Origin of the sequence: Mesorhizobium sp. B2-4-17, assembly GCF_006441275.1 — a bacterium.
Taxonomy (GTDB): Bacteria; Pseudomonadota; Alphaproteobacteria; order Rhizobiales; family Rhizobiaceae; genus Mesorhizobium.
This window is the reverse complement of sequence record NZ_VFUX01000028.1, coordinates 64650-87668: the sequence shown is the minus strand read 5'-3', so window position 1 is coordinate 87668 and position 23019 is coordinate 64650. Positions and strand designations below refer to the sequence as shown.

At 60.9% G+C, this 23019-nt stretch carries 23 protein-coding genes and 1 pseudogene; 11 read left to right on the top strand and 13 right to left on the bottom strand.

All coding sequences use genetic code 11. From position 1 onward, the window contains the following. Nucleotides 1-216: 216 nt before the first annotated feature. On the top strand, nt 217-4002 hold the full coding sequence (locus FJ548_RS21940; protein ID WP_140778958.1) for a vitamin B12-dependent ribonucleotide reductase: 3786 nt from the start codon (nt 217-219) through the stop codon (nt 4000-4002). A gap of 390 nt (nt 4003-4392) precedes the next feature. Here the strand turns inward: FJ548_RS21940 and FJ548_RS29960 are convergent. After that, nucleotides 4393-4508 (bottom strand): annotated as a pseudogene (locus tag FJ548_RS29960) (transposase); the annotation flags it as partial. A 387-nt stretch (nt 4509-4895) separates the two neighbouring features. Here FJ548_RS29960 and FJ548_RS21930 point away from each other — a divergent pair. Then, complete coding sequence (locus tag FJ548_RS21930; protein ID WP_140607525.1) at nt 4896-5441, top strand: J domain-containing protein; 546 nt, start codon at nt 4896-4898, stop codon at nt 5439-5441. 459 nt (nt 5442-5900) lie between these two features. Here FJ548_RS21930 and FJ548_RS21920 read toward each other — a convergent pair whose 3' ends face one another. The 8 genes from FJ548_RS21920 to FJ548_RS21885 all read right to left on the bottom strand — a co-directional run bounded on the left by FJ548_RS21920 (nt 5901) and on the right by FJ548_RS21885 (nt 10879). Further along, nucleotides 5901-6296, bottom strand: a complete 396-nt coding sequence (locus FJ548_RS21920; RefSeq protein ID WP_140607527.1) for a TadE/TadG family type IV pilus assembly protein — start codon at nt 6294-6296, stop codon at nt 5901-5903. 202 nt (nt 6297-6498) lie between these two features. Next, nucleotides 6499-6939, bottom strand: coding sequence for a TadE/TadG family type IV pilus assembly protein (locus tag FJ548_RS21915; RefSeq protein WP_181165519.1), 441 nt, complete (start codon nt 6937-6939; stop codon nt 6499-6501). A gap of 6 nt (nt 6940-6945) precedes the next feature. After that, complete coding sequence (locus FJ548_RS21910; RefSeq protein WP_181165520.1) at nt 6946-8172, bottom strand: pilus assembly protein TadG-related protein; 1227 nt, start codon at nt 8170-8172, stop codon at nt 6946-6948. A 416-nt stretch (nt 8173-8588) separates the two neighbouring features. Beyond that, nucleotides 8589-9152 (bottom strand): autotransporter domain-containing protein, encoded by a 564-nt coding sequence (locus FJ548_RS21905; protein ID WP_226890690.1) that lies wholly within the window; start codon nt 9150-9152, stop codon nt 8589-8591. A 201-nt stretch (nt 9153-9353) separates the two neighbouring features. Further along, on the bottom strand, nt 9354-9617 hold the full coding sequence (locus tag FJ548_RS21900; protein ID WP_140778957.1) for a DUF6074 family protein: 264 nt from the start codon (nt 9615-9617) through the stop codon (nt 9354-9356). Nucleotides 9618-9785: 168 nt separating this feature from the next. Then, entirely contained in the window at nt 9786-10082 is a 297-nt protein-coding gene (locus FJ548_RS21895; protein WP_140607530.1) for a DUF982 domain-containing protein, read from the bottom strand. A 139-nt stretch (nt 10083-10221) separates the two neighbouring features. After that, nucleotides 10222-10551, bottom strand: coding sequence for a hypothetical protein (locus tag FJ548_RS21890; RefSeq protein ID WP_246678731.1), 330 nt, complete (start codon nt 10549-10551; stop codon nt 10222-10224). A gap of 76 nt (nt 10552-10627) precedes the next feature. After that, a complete protein-coding gene (locus tag FJ548_RS21885) occupies nt 10628-10879 on the bottom strand; it encodes a hypothetical protein (protein WP_140763105.1) in 252 nt (83 codons plus the stop codon). Nucleotides 10880-11186: 307 nt separating this feature from the next. Between FJ548_RS21885 and map the strand changes: the two genes are divergently transcribed. The 9 genes from map (at nt 11187) to FJ548_RS21840 (ending at nt 19542) form a co-directional block, all read left to right on the top strand. Further along, on the top strand, nt 11187-12014 hold the full coding sequence (gene map, locus FJ548_RS21880) for a type I methionyl aminopeptidase (protein WP_140694396.1): 828 nt from the start codon (nt 11187-11189) through the stop codon (nt 12012-12014). A gap of 55 nt (nt 12015-12069) precedes the next feature. Beyond that, a complete protein-coding gene (gene radC, locus FJ548_RS21875; RefSeq protein ID WP_140778956.1) occupies nt 12070-12831 on the top strand; it encodes a DNA repair protein RadC in 762 nt (253 codons plus the stop codon). 319 nt (nt 12832-13150) lie between these two features. Next, nucleotides 13151-13909, top strand: coding sequence for a hypothetical protein (locus FJ548_RS21870; protein WP_140778955.1), 759 nt, complete (start codon nt 13151-13153; stop codon nt 13907-13909). A 540-nt stretch (nt 13910-14449) separates the two neighbouring features. Beyond that, nucleotides 14450-15331 (top strand): cytochrome c oxidase subunit II, encoded by an 882-nt coding sequence (locus tag FJ548_RS21865; RefSeq protein ID WP_140694391.1) that lies wholly within the window; start codon nt 14450-14452, stop codon nt 15329-15331. A 20-nt stretch (nt 15332-15351) separates the two neighbouring features. Next, nucleotides 15352-17121, top strand: a complete 1770-nt coding sequence (gene ctaD, locus FJ548_RS21860; RefSeq protein WP_140694388.1) for a cytochrome c oxidase subunit I — start codon at nt 15352-15354, stop codon at nt 17119-17121. Beyond that, nucleotides 17118-17822 carry a cytochrome c oxidase subunit 3 gene (locus FJ548_RS21855; protein WP_140694386.1) on the top strand — a complete coding sequence of 235 codons (705 nt, stop codon included), beginning with the start codon at nt 17118-17120 and terminating at the stop codon, nt 17820-17822. The genes ctaD and FJ548_RS21855 overlap by 4 nt, the downstream gene beginning before the upstream one ends. A gap of 13 nt (nt 17823-17835) precedes the next feature. Continuing rightward, the gene (locus tag FJ548_RS21850) at nt 17836-18555 is read left to right on the top strand and encodes a heme-copper oxidase subunit III family protein (protein ID WP_140694384.1); all 720 of its coding nucleotides are present in this window, start codon (nt 17836-17838) and stop codon (nt 18553-18555) included. Nucleotides 18556-18564: 9 nt separating this feature from the next. Then, nucleotides 18565-18963: a cytochrome C oxidase subunit IV family protein gene (locus FJ548_RS21845; RefSeq protein WP_140694382.1), complete on the top strand. Its 399-nt coding sequence runs from the start codon at nt 18565-18567 to the stop codon at nt 18961-18963. Between the two features lie 105 nt (nt 18964-19068). Beyond that, nucleotides 19069-19542, top strand: a complete 474-nt coding sequence (locus FJ548_RS21840) for an aminoacyl-tRNA deacylase (protein WP_140694380.1) — start codon at nt 19069-19071, stop codon at nt 19540-19542. Between the two features lie 53 nt (nt 19543-19595). Here FJ548_RS21840 and FJ548_RS21835 read toward each other — a convergent pair whose 3' ends face one another. The 4 genes from FJ548_RS21835 to FJ548_RS21820 form a co-directional block, all read right to left on the bottom strand. Next, nucleotides 19596-20408 carry a DUF2189 domain-containing protein gene (locus tag FJ548_RS21835; protein ID WP_140607542.1) on the bottom strand — a complete coding sequence of 271 codons (813 nt, stop codon included), beginning with the start codon at nt 20406-20408 and terminating at the stop codon, nt 19596-19598. A 378-nt stretch (nt 20409-20786) separates the two neighbouring features. After that, on the bottom strand, nt 20787-21722 hold the full coding sequence (locus FJ548_RS21830; protein WP_140763120.1) for a heme o synthase: 936 nt from the start codon (nt 21720-21722) through the stop codon (nt 20787-20789). 150 nt (nt 21723-21872) lie between these two features. Next, nucleotides 21873-22253: a cytochrome c family protein gene (locus tag FJ548_RS21825; protein WP_140763380.1), complete on the bottom strand. Its 381-nt coding sequence runs from the start codon at nt 22251-22253 to the stop codon at nt 21873-21875. A 154-nt stretch (nt 22254-22407) separates the two neighbouring features. Further along, complete coding sequence (locus FJ548_RS21820; RefSeq protein WP_140778954.1) at nt 22408-22932, bottom strand: hypothetical protein; 525 nt, start codon at nt 22930-22932, stop codon at nt 22408-22410. Between the last annotated feature and the right edge of the window lie 87 nt (nt 22933-23019).

The following is a 23019-nucleotide window of genomic DNA, read 5'->3' as shown; positions in this document are numbered from 1 at the left end:
GGGAATCGAAAAATTCAGTTTCGAAGGACCCGCAAGGTCGGTTGGCAGCCTCGGCAAGCGCCTGGCAAGGCGTCTTGTTGCGCGCGCGGCAGCAGCTTGCGAAGAGGAGATGCCGGCATTGTTCGCGATGCCTGCAAACGGCGGACTGTGCTTTTCGCATTTGGGGCAGAAATCCCCTGACGAAAGCGCTATATATAGACAAAAGGGACAGGACCAATGCGCATCGAGCGTCGTTTCACCAAGCCGGGGCAATCTGCTTATGCGGAGATTGAATTCCGCAAGGCGCTTTCCGAGATCAAGAATCCGGATGGCTCGGTGGTGTTCCGCTTGGACAATATCGATGTGCCGGCGCAGTTCTCCCAGGTGGCGGCCGACATCCTGGCGCAGAAATATTTTCGCAAGGCTGGCGTCCCCGCGCGGCTGAAGAAGGTCGAGGAGAACGACGTCCCCTCCTTCCTGTGGCGCTCGGTCGCCGATGAGGCCGAACTTGCCAAGCTGCCGGAAGTCGAGCGCTATGGTTCCGAGATCGACGCCCGCCAGGTCTTCGATCGTCTGTCCGGCACCTGGACCTATTGGGGGTGGAAAGGCGGCTACTTCAAGTCGGAAGACGACGCGCGCGCTTTCCGCGACGAACTCGCCTACATGCTGGCCACCCAGCGCGTGGCGCCGAACTCGCCGCAATGGTTCAACACCGGCCTGCACTGGGCCTATGGCATCGACGGTCCGAGTCAGGGTCATTTCTATGTCGACCCTTTCACCGGCAAGCTGACCAAGTCGAAATCCTCCTACGAGCATCCGCAGCCGCATGCCTGCTTCATCCAGGGCGTGCAGGACGATCTCGTCAACGAGGGCGGCATCATGGACCTTTGGGTGCGTGAGGCGCGCCTGTTCAAATATGGCTCCGGCACCGGCTCCAACTTCTCGCTGCTGCGCGGCGAAGGTGAAAAACTGTCGGGCGGCGGCCGTTCTTCCGGCCTGATGAGCTTCCTCAAGATCGGCGACCGCGCTGCGGGCGCCATCAAGTCGGGCGGCACAACGCGCCGCGCCGCAAAAATGGTCATCGTCGATGCCGATCACCCCGATATCGAGGAATTCATCGACTGGAAGGTCAATGAAGAGCAGAAGGTCGCCTCGCTGGTGACCGGCTCCAAAATCGTCAAGAAGCATCTCGAAGCCATCATGAAGGCCTGCGTCAACTGCGAAGGTCAGGATGACGATTGCTTCGACCCGTCGATCAACACCGCGCTGAAGCGCGAGATCAAAGCGGCCAAGAAGTCGGCCGTGCCGGAGAACTACATCTACCGCGTCATCCAGTTCGCCAAGCAGGGCTATACCTCGATGTCGTTCAAGACCTACGACACCGACTGGGATTCGGACGCCTACCTCACCGTTTCGGGCCAGAACTCCAACAATTCGGTGTCGCTGAAGGACAATTTCCTGCGCGCCGTCGAGCAGGATGGCGACTGGCAGCTGACCGCCCGCAAGGACGGCAAGGTGCTGAAGACGCTAAAGGCCAGGGACCTCTGGGAAAAGATCGGCTACGCCGCCTGGGCTTCGGCTGACCCGGGCCTGCATTTCAACACGACGATGAACGACTGGCACACCTGCGCTTCGGCCGGTGCGATCCGGGCCTCCAACCCGTGCTCGGAATACATGTTCCTAGACGACACGGCCTGCAACCTCGCCTCGATCAACCTCCTGCCTTACCGCAACGCCGATGGCACGATCGATATCGCCGCCTATGAGCATACCGTCAGGCTGTGGACCGTCGTTCTCGAAATCTCCGTCATGATGGCGCAGTTCCCGTCGAAGGAGATCGCCAAGCTCTCCTACGACTACCGCACGCTCGGCCTGGGCTATGCCAATATTGGCGGCCTCTTGATGACCTCGGGCATTCCTTACGATTCCGACGAGGGCCGCGCCATCTGCGCCGCGCTGACCGCGATCATGACCGGCGTCGCCTACGCCACCTCGGCGGAAATGGCCTCCGAGCTCGGCGCCTTCCCGGATTATGACCGCAACGCCCAGAACATGCTGCGCGTCATGCGCAACCATCGCCGCGCAGCCTATGGCGACAGGGACGGCTACGAGAAGCTGGCTGTCAATCCGGTGCCGCTGGCCGCCGCCGATCTCAAGCAGCAGGCGCTTGCCGAGCATGCGAAAGCCGCCTGGGACCGCGCCATCGAGCTTGGCGAGGAGCATGGCTACCGCAATGCGCAGGCGACCGTGATCGCGCCGACTGGGACGATCGGCCTGGTCATGGATTGCGACACCACCGGCATCGAGCCCGACTTCGCTCTTGTGAAGTTCAAGAAGCTCGCCGGCGGCGGCTATTTCAAGATCATCAACCGCGCCGTGCCGGAAGCGCTGCGCACGCTCGGCTATTCCGAGAGCCAGATCGCCGAGATCGAGGCCTATGCGGTCGGCCACGGCAACCTCAACCAGGCACCCGGTATCAATCCCGGCTCGCTCAAGGCCAAGGGCTTTACCGACGAGAAGATCAGCGCGCTCAACGCGGCGCTGAAGTCGGCGTTCGACATCAAGTTCGTCTTCAACCAGTGGACGCTCGGTGCCGACTGGGTGAAGGAGACCTTTGGCTTCACCGACGAGCAGCTCAACGACTTCTCGTTCGAGATGCTGCCGGCAATGGGCTTCTCCAGGAAAGACATCGAGGCAGCCAACATCCATGTCTGCGGTGCCATGACGCTGGAAGGCGCGCCCTTCCTCAAGGCCGAACATCTGGCGGTGTTCGACTGCGCCAGCCCCTGCGGCAAGATCGGCAAGCGCTCGCTGTCGATCAACAGCCACATCCAGATGATGGCCGCCGCACAGCCTTTCATTTCCGGCGCCATCTCCAAGACCATCAACATGCCCAACGACGCGACGGTGGAGGACGCCAAGAACGCCTACATGCTGTCGTGGAAGCTGGCGCTGAAGGCCAACGCGCTCTATCGCGACGGCTCGAAACTGTCGCAGCCGCTCAATGCCTCGCTGCTCGCCGATGGCGAGGATGACGAGGACGAAGCGGTCGAGCAGCTGATTGCGGCGCCGCAGGCGGCGCGGGCGGCGCAGATCACCGAGCGTATCGTCGAGCGCATCATCGAGCGCGTGTCGCGCGAGCAGGAGAAGCTGCCCGGTCGCCGCAAGGGTTATACCCAGAAGGCCAAGATCGGCGGCAACACCATCTTCCTGCGCACCGGCGAATATGATGACGGCCGCCTCGGCGAGATCTTCATCGACATGAACAAGGAAGGCGCGACGCTGCGTGGCCTTCTCAACAACTTCGCCATCGCGATTTCGCTCGGCCTGCAATACGGCGTGCCGCTCGACGAATATGTGCATGCCTTCACCTTCACCAAGTTCGAGCCGGCCGGCATGGTGATCGGCAACGACGCCATCAAGAGCGCGACGTCGATCCTCGACTACGTGTTCCGCGAACTTGCGATCTCCTATCTCGGCCGCAACGACCTCGCCCATGTCGACCAGTCGGACTTCTCCAACACCGCACTTGGCCGTGGCATCAGCGAAGGCAAGACCGACGCCGTTTCCAAGGGACTGACACGCGGTTCGCCGGTGAAGCTGGTTTCCCGGGTGAGCGGCAGTGAGCCGAAGGGCTTTGCCGGCTCCGCCTCCGGCACCCCAACCCGCTCGGCGCCGTCGGCCTTCTCCGGCTCCAACGTGCTGGCGTTGAAACCGGCGAGCGACGAGGCAATCGCCTACAAGCGCGACTATGAGGAGCGGGCCAAGGAATTGGCCGAGGACATGGCCTTCGAGGAAGCCGCCGACGCGGCCTCCGAGGCCTCCGGCGCCGCGGCCCTGTTCACCGACGCGGCCGCCAATGAAGCAGCCGAGGCGAAGAAACTCGCCGCCGACCGCCGCGCCAAGTCACTGCTTCAGGGCTACACCGGCAATTCCTGCTCCGAGTGCCAGAATTTCACCATGGTGCGGAACGGGACGTGTGAGAAGTGCGATACTTGTGGGGCGACCAGCGGGTGCAGCTGAAACCCTTTGCCTTATGGTCCTAATGCGTCACTGAATCTCGCTCAACGTCAAAGGTAGATCGCTCGTTCGACACACGAAGTCTGCTCACCTCTGGCGGTAAGCCGAAAACACAATCTCCCGGGCGCTTTCCGCGCCCGGGAATGCCCTTTACCTAACCACGTTTCTCCCAGCGACCTCGACCTCCGCTTTGGCGCTGGTATCTCGATGACGATAGCCTGGCGCGCGCAGGACATGTCATGCGGCAATTCCCGCATCTGGCCGCACGATTTCGGCAAACCCCTCTCGCCACGAGGCATGGCGCGGGCTCCAGCCGAGCTCTGACTTGGCCCTGACGTTGGATCCCGCGCGCGATTCCGTCATCATGACGACGAGATGGCCGCCGGCCGCGAGCTCCGGCGTGCGTTCGCTCTTTGAAGCCCGCAGCGCCTCGTCCATCTCGGCCTCGAGCACCTCCTGCATCACCGCGCGGATCACTTCGTGCGGCCATCCGGGTTCGATAGCAGAATGTTTTTGACGGCAGCGCTGGCAGTCGGTCTTGGTCATGGTGGCGTTCCTTCGCGGGAATCAGGTGACGTTGAACATCACCAGTCTGCCATGACCGCCTCTCTCGGCGAATTTGCTGAACTCTCAGCACATTATCCTGACTTACCGATCTGTGCAGGGGCGCGAATCTGGTGTCTACTTGGCAAGCGCTTACCCTGAAGCCTCTCGCCCAACAGGCGCCTGACATCTGTCCGTGGCAGTGATTGAGACCATCCATTGCCACCGGACCAAGGTCTTGGTTTTTGTAAAGCAAAGGTCTGACATTTCCATCCAGACTTTGTCCTTGGCCGTCAGATATTCCGTACTCTGGCAAATCGGCATATAAAGCGCGCCACGGGGGACACAACTCTATGTTCATTGACTATTATGAAATTCTCGAAATTAGCCCGAATGCCAACTCGGAAACGTTAGAGCGGGTATTTCGTTACTTTGCCATGCGCTACCATCCCGACAATCAAGACACCGGCGATGAAGCACGCTTTAGCGAAATCGTGGAAGCCCATAACATCCTGAAAGACCCGGTCAAACGCGCTCAGTACGACATCAAGTACAAAGACCACTTGAAGCTTCGCCGCGAGCTGATTGAGGAAACCGGCAATAATAAAGGTATAGAGCGTGACGTCGTAATTCAGGCAAAACTTCTCTCGCTTCTTTACGTCAAACGCCGACAAGACGTCAATGATCCTGGCATTGGCGATACAGAACTTGAACGCCTGTCAGGCTGCCCCCGTGAGCATCTCGAGTTTCATCTCTGGTATCTGAAAGCAAAAGGCTGGATAGGTAGGGTCGAAAACGGCACCTTCGCGATTACCGTGGAGGGCATCGATCGCGCCAATGCCGAACACCGTCGTGAGCCCGCCATCCGACTATTGGACCGCGACGTCCGTGGCGCATGAACCCTTTGCTGCTGCAAAGGATCCGCCGTTCCATTGACGGCAACGGCGGTCCGTCCTGGGATAGTGGGTAGTCGGCGCGCCCGCGCGAGAACAGCGCGACCTGGAGGGAACCAGTGGAAGTGCCGCGCGTTCTCGCCGCATGCTCAAAAAGATCGCCTTTGCTGCCGTTCTGATCCAGGTCGCCGCCTTTTCGGCTCTCATAACCCAGACGGTTCTTTTCGCGTCATCCACCACCACCCACGCGGCGAACGTAGCGCCTGGCGAAGCTGTTGCGGCCGTAGACAGAGAATGCACCCAGGCAATGTGGCCCAATATTCCGGATCATTGTCTAAGGCGGATTGAGGCAACGAGGCCGATTGCGACAACAATCCTGCGGACGGCCGCGCAATAGCGACCCGGCAGGGCAAGGCAGGCCGTGCGTCACTTGACCACCAAGGCCCATGCCCGGCAGACCGTGGCCTACGCGCCGACCAGCGGCACGGTAACGGTCGTCGCGTAGTTGATCGGGAAAGCGCTGAAATAGGGAAAGTCGATGACGAAGGCATAGCTGGCAGTCAGATGTGCCATGCGGAAGCCGCCACTCGCCGGATCCATGACGATCGTGACGACGACATCCTTCAAACCCAGGGCCTGAAGTTTCTGTGTAGCGATAGCCTGGATGTCGGCCTGGGTCAGCGTGTTCTGAAGCTGCAGCGAGCGTGCGGACATCTCCAGCGTATAGCGAACGCTGGATACGGAGTTCATCGACCAGCCGAAGGCGAAGATGCCAAACAAAAGCATGATGAGAAACGGGGCGATCAGTGCGAATTCCAACCCGGCACCGCCCGATCGATCCCGCCTGAACGCGGCTGCCATGACGCAATTCCAGGAAAAGTGCGAAGCGGTTTTCCGTCCGGAATTGCGCAGAAACAAAGAGTTAGAGCGGGTCAACGATTCCATCAAACGCTGAACCGCTCTGACGCAATTCCAGGAAAAGTGCGAAGCGGTTTTCCGTCCGGAATTGTGTCCAAGCAAGCACATAGTGCGGGCCTGCGTTTCCGCGAAACGAAGAACGGCTCTAGCGGACACGGATCACCTCCAGGTGGCCGATGACGCTGGACGTGGAAAAGACGCCGAAGGTGAAGGGCGGCACCCAGGTGGCCGACGCCTGGATCTGGACATAGACCGATGGCGCCTTGGGCCCACTGCACAGGGTGGCGGCGTCGACCACGGTCGCCCCGCACATGTAAATCCGGCTTAGCGTGACCTGGCCATCCGCCGGCCGCTTCTCCCAACTCGAAATGGCAACGGCCTGGGTCGCCGTATCGTTGGTCGATCCTGCCATGACCAGGTTCGCGGCAGTCTTGACGCCGGCGCGCATCGACAGTGAACTCGTCACGTAGGACCAGCCGTCGAGGATGCCGAGCAGCGCAACGCACAGAAAGGGCAGAACCATTGCGAACTCGACGGCCGCAGTGCCCGCCTCATCTTTAAGATACGAGATCGATCGACGCTCCACGGCAGGCTACTCGACCAGCGCCACGGACTGCGTGGCCGGAATATCGTGCAGGCCAAGGCTCGTGCAATCCTGATTGACGGTTGAGTTTCCGGACCATTGGATCGTGTTGGCAACGACCTGGGTGCAGCCGCTGTTGCCCGAGAAATTGCCGAGATAGCTGACCTGCTGTTTTGGAAAGTAGATGGCCCCAGTCAGTAGCGAGTCGGCCGTGCCGTTGAAGGTGCTGGATGCGCTGTTACCTGTCCTGTCGCCATAGAACAGAACGCCTGAATAGGTGCCCGAAGTCGGCGCACTGAGCTGCACAGAGGCATTGCCATTTATGCTGACCGTCGAACTGCCCGACATGAAGATGGTCACCCCGGTGCCAGTGATGGCCGCGTTGGCGTTTATTTTGAGATTGCCCTGAACGACATAGACGCCGGGCTGGAGTGCGACGCTGCCGCTGAGACTGAGCCCATTACAGTACGTACCCGGCGCCAGCGTCGCTTTGTTGCTGTTCTGGCAGGGGTTGGTGGCCGCAGGAGCCGGCAGGCCGGCGAATGGATCGGCGGCAGGCAACGCCTGGGTGATCGGGGCTGCGCAAACTGTCGTGACGGGATTATTGAGAGAGACGCCGCCCGCCGTTATCAGGCAATCGGCCTGGAGGCCTGCCGAACCCTGGAGCTTGATGGCATCCGAGGCGATCGAATTGGACATCACCGAGCAACCGGTGAACTTCACGCTGGTGTTGCCTGAAAACAGCGCAGCCTGCGATGCGGATGGATCGAGCGCTAGCACGCAGGCCTTCGAGGCATTGGTGATGAGCGCCACCGCCCTCGCCTGTTCGGGAACCTGGCCCCGCGTAAAGATCGAGGTGAACATCCGATCGAGGTTCTGGCTGACGATGACCTCGACCGCTTTCTTCGCCGTGTTCGGTCCGGACGCTGGCGGCGTGTTGACGACGATCGTGCCGGAACCCAGCCCATTGGAGGCGGCCGACTGGGTCGCGGCTGCGGTGATCGTCGGCTTGTCGGACCCTGAGATTTGTTCGAGCGCGCCCGCATAGGCCGCGGCGTCGGCCGTCGCCTGAAGTTTGAGGCTGTTGTAATACCAGTAGGACGTCTCGATACCGAAACCCGCGGCGCCGACGACGATCGGTAAGGTCAGGGCGAAGATGGTGGCAACATTCGCGCTCGTACCCCGGCGTATACCGTCCGCTATAAGCCGAATTCGGGTGAAGCGTTTGAAAGTCATGAGAAATTAGAAGACATGCACATATGAACGAACGGCTAAAAAGTTCGGTTCATTTTTTGATCGATGGCTTATTGGCCTCAAAAAGAAAGAATTTTCGTCGGCCGATCGGCGCACGATAGGACTTATGTCCAGCAAACTTGGGACCAAGGTCCGGCAGACGACATCATGGCATGGTCCATGCTTTTCGAGCGGGACAGCCGCCACGAAGGCAAGATGCGGGCAGTGAAGGCGAGTCTCAGAGCTGCCAGCCTGGTTCGTAGCGACGCCGTCCCCTACCAGTTCACCCTGAACCCGACATTGCCGCCATAGGTCTGCACCCGGTCGGCGAACTTGCCATCGAAGCTGGCGAAGACGGATGTGTTGGAGCCCAGTTCAGCTTGACGCCGGCGTTGACGGCGACCGCGTCCTCGGCAGCGCTAGCGCCCTGGACGACGAAGGCATAGCCCGGCGCTGCCTGGAAGGTGGGGTTCCACCGAGCGGTCCGGCTTGAACTCATGCTGCCATGCCGCGCGGCCCCAGGCCTGCAGCGTCGTCGTCCCGCCGACGGCGACCGTCGTGTCGAGCTGCAGGCCGAGCGAGACCGGCAGCGAGATAACCGTGCGACTGTCGAAGTCGAGGCCGAGCGCTCCGTCGCTGGCCGACTTTTCTGAAAAGGCCTGCATCGACAGCGCCTGGAATTGCAGCCCGGCGAACGGCGTGAGGGCGCCGGCACCGATCGGCTGCCGCCAGCCGGCCTCGAGGCTGGTGCCGAAGCCGGCGCTCATGAAATCACCGGTCCAGTGCTCCCTCGTGATCGCCGGCACGGGATTGAGCGGACCGGACGCGCCCGGAACCGAGGTGAAGCGGTCGGTCGTGTTGCTGTAGAGATCCATCGCCAGCGAGCCGTTGATGTAGAACTGGTCCCATTTGTGCGCACCATAGGCGCCGGCATGGCCGCCGATGATGTTGCCCGAAGTCTCGCGTCCGGCACCGAGAAGGATCCCGCGACGCCGCCAAGCGCGAAGCCCATCAGCGTGTCGGGATCGCCCTGCGAGTCGAGGCCGACGGCGAAATTGCCGGACCTGTAGCCAAGCGCGGCGCTGCCGACCACCGGATCGCCGGAAACCGCGCCGGAATTGCCGCCCGCGGTTTCGTGCGCTATCGTTGCAAATAGCGTGAAGTTATCGGCGACTGGATTTGCTTCAGGCTGAAAGAACTGGTGTCGCTTCGGCGATCGTGCCAGCCGAAAGTTCTCTCTGTACGGCAAGGAAAAACCTGCGTACTTCGTCACTGGCTGCCGCCCTGTCCCTGCCGAATCCAACGACGAGATCAAGCAACTCGACCGCTTTTGCCCTCCAGAAGGAGGTGGCGGTCTCGCCGTGCAGATTGCCAAGATTGGCTGCAACTTCTTTAACCAAGAATAGCTGACGGTCGATCGGGAATGCACGGACTTTTTCTGGGGACATCTTCCGAACCATGAGACTGACGCAACGAATCAACCATTGCTGAACAAACAATGGCCTAGCCGCGAAGATGGAAACGGAAGCTTAACGCCGCTATCGAGACGATCCGGTCGCCGGATCGTCATGTGCAATCAAATCGAGCTGGTTTGATCGGGATAGACGGAGCGGACCTCAGGCCTGCAGCACCCTGGCCTCACCGCCACGCTTGCGCGGCGCCATCATGTCGCTGGCCATCAGTCCGGTGACACGGCAGAACGCCATGAATGCCCGGCAGGCATCCTCGGTCTTGACTACATCCACCGTGGCGCCGAAGCAGGCATTGAAAGCCTTTTGATATACCGGTCCCTGCCGGCGTGCCGGCCAGTCCTGGAGAAAATCGAGCGCCTGCTCGACGCTGTAGATCTCCTCGACGGGCAAGCCGGATCCTGGCGCGATCCGCACCGGCACCTCGAATTGCAATCTGTCCATCTGACATCTCCCGAACTGGCGTCGCCCCAAGCAACGCCGTTCGTCGCCAAAAGTTGCTTTGTCTGACGTGCCACGCAAATGTGTCGTCACTGCGGAAACGGCCGTTTTGCCGCAACGGGCGGACATCCCGGCAGCGTGATCATTGGTTGGCCGGGTCGGTCTCCGCGTCGAAGGCCATGCGCACCACGGTCAGCAGAACATACGCCGACAGCAATGCGAATAGCACGCCAAGGACAAGCGCTCCGGCTCCGGACAAATAGAGCGTCTCGGCGATCGCCCAATAAACGGTCCCGATGCAGATGAGCGCCTGGACGGAGAGGAACGAGGCGGCCGAAGCCGCCCGCAACAGGCTTTTGGCAACAGGCTTTTTAAAGTCTTGATCCGTTGCATTGAATTGATCCGGAAATGACGCGCCGCGCCACCAATGCGCGGCTAACGGCCGCCGCACGGGTCGCGACACGAATGGCATGGGAAATGATGGTGAAACCTGCGGTCCTGGACCGCTCAGGCCCGCGTGGACGGCGGCGCGCGCGGCTGGTTGCTGCTTACGCTGGGCGCGCCGATCGCCCCATGGTCGGCAATAAATACGGCGGGTAATGTCGGATCGAACCGAAGAAGGCAGCTTGCGGCGCCGGCAGGGCCGGATGGCCGCTGGCGAATTTGGCCAGCACCGGCCGGGCACCGCGAACCTCCAGCGCCTGTGCCTTGCTGGTGACACGCAGCAGCGCCGCCATCTCGCCCGACCGTTCCAGACCAACGCTGGCGCCGCCCTGTGCAGGGTCCGCGAAGATGGGCACATCAGGCCATCGCCAGCAGCACCAGGCCCCTCAGACATGAGCAGGCTGCCGTCAACGGTGCTTCAAGCGATCTGGCGCGCTTGCGTGAAGGAGGCGATCTCCAAAACGTAACCCGCCCTAACGCAGATGGGCGGAAAGGAAAGCAAACCGTGCAAAACCGAGCAGAGATCACCCCGACCAGACGAATATCCTGCCCACTCGGGCGGCATCAGGCAGTTCTTCCTTGAACCTTTTGCCCCCAAGTGCCAAATCTGGGAGGATTTTCACGCCAGCACTCCTGCAGCGCCCCACCTTCTACACGGACGAAATGGTCACCTATCTCGACGCCGCCACGGCACCGCTCAGAAATACCGGCCAGATCCGCCTTTATGGCGAGGAAGGGTTTGCCGGCATGCGCAAGGCATGCGACCTCACCGCGCGCTGCCTGGACGAATTGGTGCCTATGGTCGCTCCCGGCGTCACGACCGAGACCATCGACCGTTTCGTCTTCGAATTCGGCATGGACCATGGCGCGCTGCCGGCGACGCTCAACTATCGCGGCTACACGAAATCGTCCTGCACCTCGATCAACCATGTCGTCTGCCATGGCATTCCAGACAACAAGCCGTTGAAGGATGGCGACATCGTCAACATCGACGTCACCTACATCCTCGATGGCTGGCACGGCGACTCCTCGCGCATGTATCCCGTCGGCACCATCAAGCGCGCCGCGGAACGCCTGCTCGAGGTCACCCATGAATGCCTGATGCGCGGCATTGCCGCGGTCAGGCCGGGTGCCCGCACCGGCGCCATCGGCGCCGCTATTCAGACCTATGCCGAGGCGGAACGCTGCTCGGTGGTGCGCGACTTCTGCGGCCATGGCGTCGGCCAGCTGTTCCATGATGCGCCCAACATCCTGCACTATGGCAACGCCAGTGAAGGCGTGGAAATGCGGCCCGGCATGATCTTCACCATCGAGCCGATGATCAACCTCGGCCGGCCGCATGTGAAGGTCCTGTCGGACGGCTGGACGGCGGTGACGCGCGATCGCTCGCTGTCGGCGCAGTATGAGCACACGATCGGCGTGACCGACGCGGGCTGCGAGATTTTCACGCTCTCGCCCGCAAAACTCGACCGCCCCGGCCTGCCGGCCTGATATTTTGACATGTCGGGCGGCTGTTTGCCCGATTGATTGCCGGATGCGGGGGCGCATGGGGAAAGTCAGCGACGACGACGAGCGGAGTTTCTTCTCCGAGGTGCAGGTACCACTCGCGGCGAAAGCCAGGCCGGTACCCGAGGAGAAACCACACTATCTCGGTCATCGCGACCGCCTGCGCGAGCGCTTTGCCTCCGCGGGTCCGGGTGCCCTGCCCGACTATGAACTCCTGGAACTCCTGCTCTTCCGCCTGATCCCGCGCGCCGACACCAAGCCGACCGCCAAGGCGCTGCTGGCGCGCTTCGGCACTTTGGCCGAGGTACTTGGCGCGCCCGTCAACCTGTTGCAGGAGGTCAAGGGTGTCGGCCCGGCGGTGGCGTTCGACCTCAAGGTCGTCGCGGCGACAGCGCAGCGCATGGCGCGCGGCGAAGTCCATGGCCGCGAAGTCCTGTCGTCGTGGACGCAGCTTCTCGCCTACTGTCGCTCGGCCATGGCGTTCGAGGCACGCGAGCAGTTCCGCATCCTCTTCCTCGACAAGAAGAACGCGCTGATCGCCGACGAAGTGCAGCAGACCGGCACTGTCGACCACACACCCGTCTATCCCAGAGAAGTGGTCAAGCGGGCGCTCGAACTGTCGGCGACCGCGATCATCCTGGTGCACAACCATCCCTCCGGCGACCCGACGCCATCACGCGCCGATATCGAGATGACAAAGGAGATCGTCGACGCGGCCAAGCGGCTGGGCATCGCCGTGCACGACCACATCATCATCGGGCGCAAAGGCCATTCCAGCATGAAGGGTCTGCTGCTGATCTAGCGCATGTGGCTGGCATGGCGCATCGGGCTGTGGCCAGGCTTTCAACAATTCAGCGCGCTTTCCATAGACCAGCCCACAACTTCTGCCTTACCGCTGGGGTTGATGGTTAGGACCATCGTCCGGCCAGCATGGGACTTCAGTACAGCAGCAGTTTTACTGCACCGATTTTGAAGCAATCTCAGGAGGTTACGGCATCTTCTGGATCCGGCCAACGGATTGGAAACACATTTAGCCAAAGTTTATTCTGTACTTTTAGCAATTTCTCACACGAGGCTGTTTTAGCGGTTGGGCGGAGTGGCGATTCCCGAGGAGAGACACCATGACAAACCGAAAAACTCTGTTCGCGGTACTTGCCGCATTGGCGCTTCTTGCGTCCCCGGCGCTCGCCGGCAACGGGCACGGCAATGGCGGCGGCAACGGCGGCGGCCAAGGCAACGGCGGCGGCAAGGGTAATGGCAATGGCAACAGTGGCGCTTCGCATGGCAAGTCTGCGTCGACTCCAGGGCATGCGGCCAGGACGGAAACGGACACAACGACCGACACCACGGTCGATACGACTGAGGTCGCGTCCGTGCCCAACGACAAGAACATCCATGCCAAGCTCGGCCGGCTGAACTCGCTGCAGCGCAATATCAACGCTTACATGAATTCCAAGAGCAAGAAGTTCGCTGCCATTCAGGCGTATGTGACACAGTCCGCGAAAGCCAAGGTCGCCCAGGCCGCGGCTGACGCGGCGGCCGCGACAGCGGCCACAGCCCAGACCCAACTGGATACTCTGAACGCGCAGCTGACCGCGCTGCAGGCGGATTCGTCAGCCACGACTGCCCAGATCCAGGCTGTGAAAGACCAGATCACCGCACAGCAGGCCATCGTCGACGCCGACAATGCGGCGGCGGCCCAGGCCGAGGCGGCAGCCACCGCGGCGGCCGTCGGCACCGATCAGACATCGCTTGACGCAGCACTGGCGGGTATGGCCAACAAGCCCGTCGATGCCCAGGTCAGTGCCTGGGCCCAGGGCGTCCTTGCCGGCAAGATCGATCAGGCGGCCGCCACGATCCAAGCGGGGACGACGCCGTAGCGCATCGCGCCCGAAGCGGCGATAGCCAGCCAAGAAACATGCCGCTGGGCCTCCCCCGGCGGCATTGCCGTTTCTGGCCCTTGGGAAGAAAACTGGCCAAAGAAGTCCGTCTGCCGCTGTCCCGCGCACCTGTCCCGCCGGACATCTTCCCACGAAATCGGAGGTACTTTTCCGCCAGCGCAAGCGCGAAAACCGTTGCCGATCCCGGTGGTTGAAGATCTTCCCGTCCTTCGACCCGGTTGATGGACAACCCGGCGCCCGACGCCATCGTGTGCCGATACCAAGGTGACCAAGGAGATTGTCGATCCGGCCAAGCGGCAAGGCATTACCGCATGATCAGATCATCGTTGGGCGGAGAAACGCCATTCCATGATAAAGGACCTGGTGCCGACCTGGGGAATTGCCGGTCTCGAAGGGCAAAAGCTGCATTTTTTCCCGTCAAGATAGTCGGCGCTGGAATTGCGACCCCAAATCGAGCTATGATGGGTTTGGTATTTTTCGGGACGGCTTCGCGCCCCTGGAATGCCGGAGGGACGGGACATGGCCGTAGCGCTTGTACTCGTTTTGATTGTAGTGGGCTCGGTGTCGTTTCACCTCCTGAGCCCATGGTGGTGGACGCCGATTGCCTCGAACTGGGACTATATCGACAACACCATCATCATCACCTTCTGGATCACCGGCGTCGTCTTCGCCGCCGTGGTTCTATTCATGGCCTATTGCGTCTTCCGCTTCCGTCATCGGGAAGGCAACCGGGCTGCCTACGAACCGGAAAACAAGCGGCTCGAATCGTGGCTAACGATCGTCACCGCAGTTGGGGTCACGACGTTACTGGTTCCCGGCCTGTTCGTCTGGAGCCGGTTTGTTACCGTTCCAAGCGACGCGACCGAGGTCGAGGTCATTGGCCAGCAATGGCAATGGAGTTTCCGCCTGCCCGGCAAGGATGGCAAGCTCGGCACGTCGGAGACCCGCGACGTCAGTGCCGATAATCCGCTGGGGATCATCCCCGGCGATCCCAATGGTCAGGACGATGTCGTGGTCGAAGCCGCTGATCTGCATTTGCAGGTCGGCAAACCGGTCAAGATGCTGCTTCGCTCCATTGATGTGCTGCACGATTTCTTCGTGCCGGAATTCCGCGCCAAGATGGACATGGTCCCGGGCTCGGTCACCTATTTCTGGTTCACCCCGACCAAGACCGGAACCTTTCAGGTCCTTTGCGCCGAACTTTGCGGCCAAGGGCATCCTTTGATGCATGGTGTGGTCGTCGTCGACACGCAACAAGACTACCTGGCCTGGCTTGGTCAGCAGCAGACTTTCGCTCAGCTGTCGGCACCCCAGAAAACGGGCTCGGCAGACCAGGCATCGGGCACGATGGCGTCAGGTTTGAACGTTGCAGCAAAGCTCGAAACGGTCGGGTCTCGCTGAAAAGAACACGGAGTGTTCCCATGGTCGACATCACGCCAGCAGATGGAATCCCACCGGCCGAAGTCGCCGAAGTGGAACTTTACCATCCTCATAGCTGGTGGACCAAATACGTCTTCTCGCAAGACGCAAAGGTCATAGCCGTCCAGTATTCGGCGACAGCAACGGGAATCGGCCTGGTCGCCCTGGTGCTATCCTGGCTTATGCGGCTGCAACTCGGCTTCCCCGGTACGTTCAACTTCATCACCCCGGAAGCCTATTACCAGTTCATCACCATGCATGGCATGATCATGGTGATCTACCTGCTCACCGCCCTCTTCCTTGGCGGCTTCGGCAACTATCTGATCCCACTGATGGTCGGCGCGCGCGACATGGTCTTTCCCTATGTCAACATGCTGAGCTACTGGGTCTATCTGCTCGCCGTGCTGGTCCTGGTGTCGAGCTTCTTTGCGCCCGGCGGACCGACTGGGGCCGGCTGGACGCTCTACCCGCCGCAGGCCATTATGAGCGGCACGCCAGGCGGCCAGGACTGGGGCATCATCCTGATGCTCTCCTCGCTGATCCTGTTCATCATCGGCTTCACGATGGGCGGCCTGAACTATGTGGTGACCGTGCTGCAGGGCCGCACGCGCGGCATGACAATGATGCGCCTGCCGCTGACCGTCTGGGGCATCTTCACTGCGACCGTCATGGCGCTGCTCGCCTTTCCGGCGCTGTTCGTTGCCAGCGTGATGATGCTGCTTGATCGCGTCCTGGGCACCAGCTTCTTCATGCCGGCAATCTCCGAGCTGGGCCAGCAGCTGCAGCACAATGGCGGCAGTCCGATCCTGTTCCAGCACCTATTCTGGTTCTTCGGCCATCCCGAGGTCTATATCGTGGCGCTGCCGGCCTTCGGCATCGTGTCCGACCTGATCAGCACCCATGCCCGCAAGAACATCTTCGGCTACCGGATGATGGTCTGGGCCATCGTCGGCATCGGTGCGCTGAGCTTCGTGGTCTGGGCGCACCACATGTATGTCAGCGGCATGCACCCCTATTTTGGCTTCTTCTTTGCCACCACGACGCTGATCATCGCCATTCCGACAGCCATCAAGGTCTACAATTGGGTGTTGACCCTGTGGCGCGGCGACATCCATCTCACCATACCCATGCTCTTTGCCCTGGCCTTCATCGTCACCTTTGTCAACGGCGGGCTGACCGGGTTGTTTCTCGGCAATGTCGTCGTCGATGTTCCACTGTCCGACACGATGTTCGTCGTCGCCCATTTCCACATGGTCATGGGTGTCGCCCCGATCCTCGTGGTTTTTGGCGCGATCTACCATTGGTACCCGAAGGTCACAGGCCGGATGCTCGACGAGACGTTGGGCCGGTTCCATTTCTGGGTCACGTTCCTCGGCGCCTACCTGATTTTCTTCCCCATGCACTATCTCGGCCTGATGGGCGTGCCGCGGCGCTACGCTGAACTGACCGACATGACGATCATGACCGAGTCGGCCCGCCACCTGAACTCGTTCATCAGCATCATGGCGTTCATCGTCGGCTTTGCTCAAATGGTGTTCCTGTTCAACCTGATCTGGAGCATCCGGCACGGCCGCGAGGCCGGCGGCAATCCGTGGCGGGCTACGACCCTCGAATGGCAGACGCCGCAAACACCGCCGGCCCACGGCAATTTCGGCAAGAACCTGCCTATCGTCTATCGCTGGGCCTACGATTACAGCGTGCCGGGCGCCAAAGAGGATTTCATCCCGCAGAACATGCCGGGCTCCTTCGGCCCATCGAGGGAGCCGGCATGAGCGTCATCATAGTCTTCCTGTTCGTCGTCGCCGGCTTTGCCGGATGGTGGCTTTCACATCAGGGGCTGATGTCGAAGCCATGGCTCGAGCAAGGTCTGGCCGGGGATGTTGTCGCCCTCAACCGGTCAACGCTGCCAACCGCCAAGATCGGCCTCGGCGTCTTCCTCGCCGTCGTCGGCTGCCTTTTCGCGCTCTTTACCAGCGCCTATTTCATGCGGATGGCGGTGCCAGACTGGCAGCCGCTGCCGCTGCCGCGGCTGCTCTGGTTCAACACCGGCGTGCTGGTCCTGAGCAGCATAGCCCTGCAATGCACCTCGGTCGCGGCGCGCAGGGGCCAGATCGACACGGTCAGGCTCGGCCTTGCCACGGCCGGGCTGACTGCGCTCGCCTTCCTGATCGGACAGCTCATGGCATGGCGGCAGCTGACCGCCGACGGCTATTTTCTGGCCTCCAATCCGGCCAACAGTTTCTTCTACCTGATAACCGGCATGCATGGCCTGCACATATTGGGAGGGCTGGTGGGTCTGGGCAGAACCACCACCAGCGCCTGGACTGGAGCGCGGCCGGAGCGGCTTCGCCTCGGCGTCGAGCTATGTGCCATGTACTGGCATTTCCTGCTTTTCGTCTGGCTTGCCATCTTCGCCCTGCTGGCCGGCTGGGCCGCGACGTTCGTCGACATTTGCCGGCTGTTGCTGACCTAAGGGGATCAAGCGCATGGCACAGACACTGACACATATCGGCCAGACGGAGCCACCGCCAGCAGGCTGGCGAGGCATTGCCGCCGACTGGTCCTCGGATCAGCGCGCGTTCAAGAACGTGTCCTGGGGCAAGGCCATGATGTGGATCTTCCTGCTCAGCGACACCTTCGTATTCGGCTGCTTCCTGCTCTCCTACATGACCGCGCGCATTTCCACACGCGTGCCGTGGCCCAATCCGAGCGAGGTCTTTGCGCTCCGTATCGGCGGCTCGGATATCCCGCTGATCCTTATTGCCATCATGACCTTCGTGCTGATCTCGAGCAGCGGAACAATGGCGATGGCAGTCAATTTCGGCTATCGCCGCGACCGCCGCAAGACGGCAATTCTCATGCTTCTGACTGCCGCACTCGGTGCGACCTTTGTCGGCATGCAAGCCTTCGAATGGACCAAGTTGATCACCGAAGGGGTGCGGCCTTGGGGCAATCCCTGGGGTGCCGCGCAATTCGGCTCATGCTTCTTCATGATTACCGGCTTCCACGGCACGCATGTGACCATCGGTGTGATCTTCCTGATCGTCGTGGCGCGCAAGGTCTGGCGCGGAGACTACGACATCGGACGGCGCGGCTTCTTCACCAGCCGCACGGGTCGCTACGAGAACGTCGAGATCATGGGGCTGTACTGGCACTTCGTCGATCTGGTCTGGGTGTTCATCTTCGCATTCTTCTATCTTTGGTGAGAGGCAGACATGGCTGAAGTAACCGCAAACGGCCTCGGGCAAGACGCACTTCACGCCGCGCACGAAACGCCGGCGACTCGCATCGCCTATACGGAGGTTCACCAGGAGCACCCGATCAAACTCTATCTGGTGGTGTGGGCGTGGCTGTTCATCCTCAGCACCTGCTCCTACCTGGTCGACTATTTCGGCCTCCACGGCTATCTCAGATGGTCGCTGATCCTGATTTTCATGATCCTCAAGGCAGGATTGATCGTCGCCGTCTTCATGCACATGGCTTGGGAACGATTGGCTTTGGCGTATGCCATCATCTTGCCGCCAATATTGGTCCTGGTGTTTGTGACAATGATGGTCTTCGAAGCGGATTACACGCTTTTCACGCGGCTGGCGTTTTTCGGAGCCGGGCCCTGACGCGAACCATCAGCAGCTGGTCCATTTTTTGTATCCGAAACGAATTGGGAGAATAATTTCCCTCGTTTCCCACGCGTCATGAACTCCGGCAAAAGGGAGGCCAAGATGACGATCGCAGCCAGACTGAAGAACTTTATCGACCAGAAGGGAATCTCATACGACACTGTCGCCCACCATCGCACATCCACCAGCAGACAGGCCGCCATTGCCGCGCATATACCCGGCAGCATAATGGCCAAATCGGTGGTTGTTCACCACGAGCTCGGCTATGCGCTGGCCGTGGTTCCCAGCACGCACAGGATCGAACTCGGCACATTGCAAGACGTCATGGACAAGCGTCTCGGGCTCGCCTCCGAAGACGAGGTGATTTCGCTCTTCGGCGATTGCGACACCGGTGCCATCCCGCCGATCGGCGCAGCCTACGACGTGCCGGTGATTGTCGATGAGAGCCTTGGCGATGCCGCCGACATCTACTTCGAAGGCGGCGACCACAGAACGCTGGTGCATGTCAGCGGCAAGGATTTCCGCAACCTGACCATGGGCGCGCACCAAGCCCGCTTCAGTCACCGGGCTTACTGACGGCTCGATCAAAACTCGCCCCGGCACCCTGGCCGGAGCGATGCGAAACTTCCTCAACTCGCCGGTCTGGCGGGCGGCTCCACAACCTTGCGGTAGACATGCCAGGTGGCGTGACCGAGGATCGGCAGCACGACGGCGAGCCCGACGAATACTGGCAGCGAGCCGATGATCAGGCCGACGGCCACGATCAGCCCCCAGACGGCCATCACGATCGGGTTCGCCAGGACCACGCGCACCGAGGTGTGGATCGCTTCATAGGCGCCGACATCGCGATCAAGCAACAATGGGAAAGCGATGACCGTCGTGCACAACACCACCACAGCGAAGATGAAGCCGATGGCATGTCCCAGGATAATCAGCGTCCAGCCACGTCCGGTGGCGAATATTGCGTTGATGAAGCTGGATATCGATTCCGGCGGAGCCGGGCCGAAAAGGTATTGGTAGAACATCTGCGCCGTCAAAAGCCAGGTGATGAAAATCGCAAACAGCATGATCCCGACCGCCGCGATGGCCGGCAGCGCCGGAGAATTCCTGACCTCGAATGCATGCCGCCAGGAGGTGTCGAGTCCGGCCTCCCGTCTACGGCTGATTTCATAGAGGCCGATCGCCGCGAATGGGCCAATCAGCGCAAAACCAGAAACCAGCGGAAACAACAACGGCAAAGCATTGGCGCCTGAAGTCCAAGCGGCGAGCACGACGCCCACGAGCGGATAGATCAGGCAGAGAAAGACGATATGCGATGGTTTGACCATGAAATCATCGACGCCCCGTTTGAGCGCGTCGAAAAGGTCGGAAACACCGATTTTCCGAATTTTGGTATGTTCCAGCGTCTCGCTGGCGCCTGCTATCACATGAAAGCTTGCCATGACCGTTCCTCCAGACCGGGTCCGGAAGGTCGCGGTTTTGGCGGTGCTGTCGTCTGCGTGACTGGCCACACAAGACCGCGACCTACACCGCCATCAACATACTCTCTTGCGCGGGGCTTGTCGCCCGTTGTTGGCAAGGATAGGAGGACCGAGCGGCTCGGCTGCCTCTGGCGGCCCTTCTTCGATATGCTTATGCAGCGCCGCGCACCTTTTTTTACGCACGCAAAGACGCTGTACCACTTGGATTGGCGCATGATCCTTTCCCAACCGCAGGTCGGCGAAGCAAAATCGATCCGATCGCGACAGCTCTATAAGCGTCTTTAGCACGGCACGTGCCGACCGGCCGCCGGAGAGCGGTTCGCGAGCGGCGATCTGCGCTCAAACTCCGGCTGAGATCAAAGTGCGCGTGACAATGGTGTCGGCAAGCAGCGCGGCGAAGATCACGAAGAGATAGAAGATCGAATAGGCAAACAGCGCCTTGGCCGGTTTCAGTTCCTCTTCGGGAGCGGCCAGAAGCTTCCAGGCGTGCCAGATGAAAGCGGCACCCAATGCGGCCGAGGCAATTCCGTAGTAGCCGCTGGCGAATCCGAAGAGCCAAGGCAGTATGCCGACCGGCGCCAAAAGCAGCGCATAGGCAAGGATCTGCCTTCGCGTTGAAGCTGGGCCTGCCACATTCGGCATCATCGGAATACCGGCAGCGGCGTAGTCGCCAACCTTGAACAGCGCCAGCGCCCAGAAATGCGGCGGCGTCCAGAGAAAGATGATCAGAAACAGGATGAGGCTTTCAATGCCGATGGCGCCAGTTGCGGCGGCCCATCCAATCATCGGAGGAAGGGCGCCAGCCGCGCCGCCGATGACGATGTTCTGCGGTGTCGAGCGCTTCAGCCACATCGTGTAGATGACGACGTAGAAGAAGATGGTGAAGGCAAGCAGCGATGCTGCAAGCCAGCCCACCAGTACGCCGAGCGTCATGACCGAAAGCCCGGAAAGCACAAGGCCGAAGCCGAGAGCTTCGCCCGGCGTAACGCGGCCCGACGGAACCGGCCGCCTTGATGTGCGCGACATCAACGCGTCGATGTCCGCGTCGTACCACATGTTGAGGGCCCCCGCCGCTCCCGCTCCGATCGCAATCGCGCCGATTGCAATCACGGCAATGGCCGGATTCATCCCGCTAGGCGCCACCATCAGACCGACGAAAGCGGTGAATACGGCAAGCGCCATGACCCGCGGCTTCATAAGCGCGAAGAAATCACCCGCCGTCGCTTCCGAGGGGCGGATGACGGTATCGTCGAGGCGGCTTTCCCCAGTCGACATCTCAGACCACCGATCGAAGCGGGCAAGCTGGGCCATGATCCCGAACTGAACGCCCGCGCAAGCGAGAACTGGTACCCTGCTTTTGCTTACGCTGTCCTTCGGTTCGGATAAAATCGCGGTAGAACAAGGACGGATGGCAGAGAAGCCTGGTCACTTGGAAAACGTTTTCAGATAAGCAATGACATTGGCCACGTCCGCATCGTTCTTGAGGCCTGGAAACGCCATCTTGGTCCCCTTGACCATAGCCCTGGGGTCGTGAAGGTAGGTCGTCAGTGTTGGTTCGTCCCACTTGACGCCGGATTTGCCGGCCGCGATCATGGCATCAGAATATTTAAAATCCGGATGCGTCCCGGCGGTGCGGCCGATGACCCCGTGCAGCGATGGCCCGATCTTGTTCTTGTCTTCATTTGCGATGTGGCAGACTTGGCATTTGGTGAAGACCTTCTCACCAGCCGCGGCATCCTGTGCCTGCGACGGATGCGCGACGAAGATCGTAACGGACACCGCAGCGAAAAACGCTATAGTGCGCATGGCATTTCCTCTCTGATCGTCATTTGTGTCTTGGACGATCGCGTCTGGGCCGAATATCCGCCCTCCCCAGTGGAATTGCGGTACCAATGTACCATGGAATCCAGGCGGCGGGTAGAAAAAGCCAAGCATCGCTGAGGTTTAGAACCCGGCGCGCTCAAGGCGGGTCGGTGTTGCAGCTCCCGGCAATCTGCGCGACCGCCTCATCGAGCCCCGCAAGGTCGAAATCCGCCTGGCCGCGCCCCAACAGCAACCCGAACCGCCAGGAGAGCAGCAGCCGGCTTGCGGGAACAAGACGCTTGATGCCGTCGGCGCCGTCGCGCATCAGCAATCGGCCGCGCGACCCGACCGACCAGCTCTCGTTGAACTTGCCGCCACCATCAACGGTAACCGACATTGTGATCTTGCCGCCGGCCGAAACCGCGTCATTCAATTGCAGCCATTCGGTCCAGCGCGGTTCGCCGGCTGCCCGGCAGGCAATGGTCAGGACCGGGCTGTAGCTCAAGGCGCCACCCCCGGTGATCAGTTTGTTGGTGGCATGGAGCGAAGCCGTGGCAAGCCCATCCGCACCCGTGGCGAAGCGCCAGCTGCCGCCAATCGCGTCGGCGTAGGCGACATCACAGGCGAAGGCCAGAACGAGCGCCAGGGCGACAGTACGTCCCGTTTCAAAGACTAAGCTCAACGCCCCCTCCACGACCAATGCGGTTTGCATCACAAGCGCAGATAATGATCAATGCTTGGTATCGCCAAGGGCCACCTCCCGCGAAGC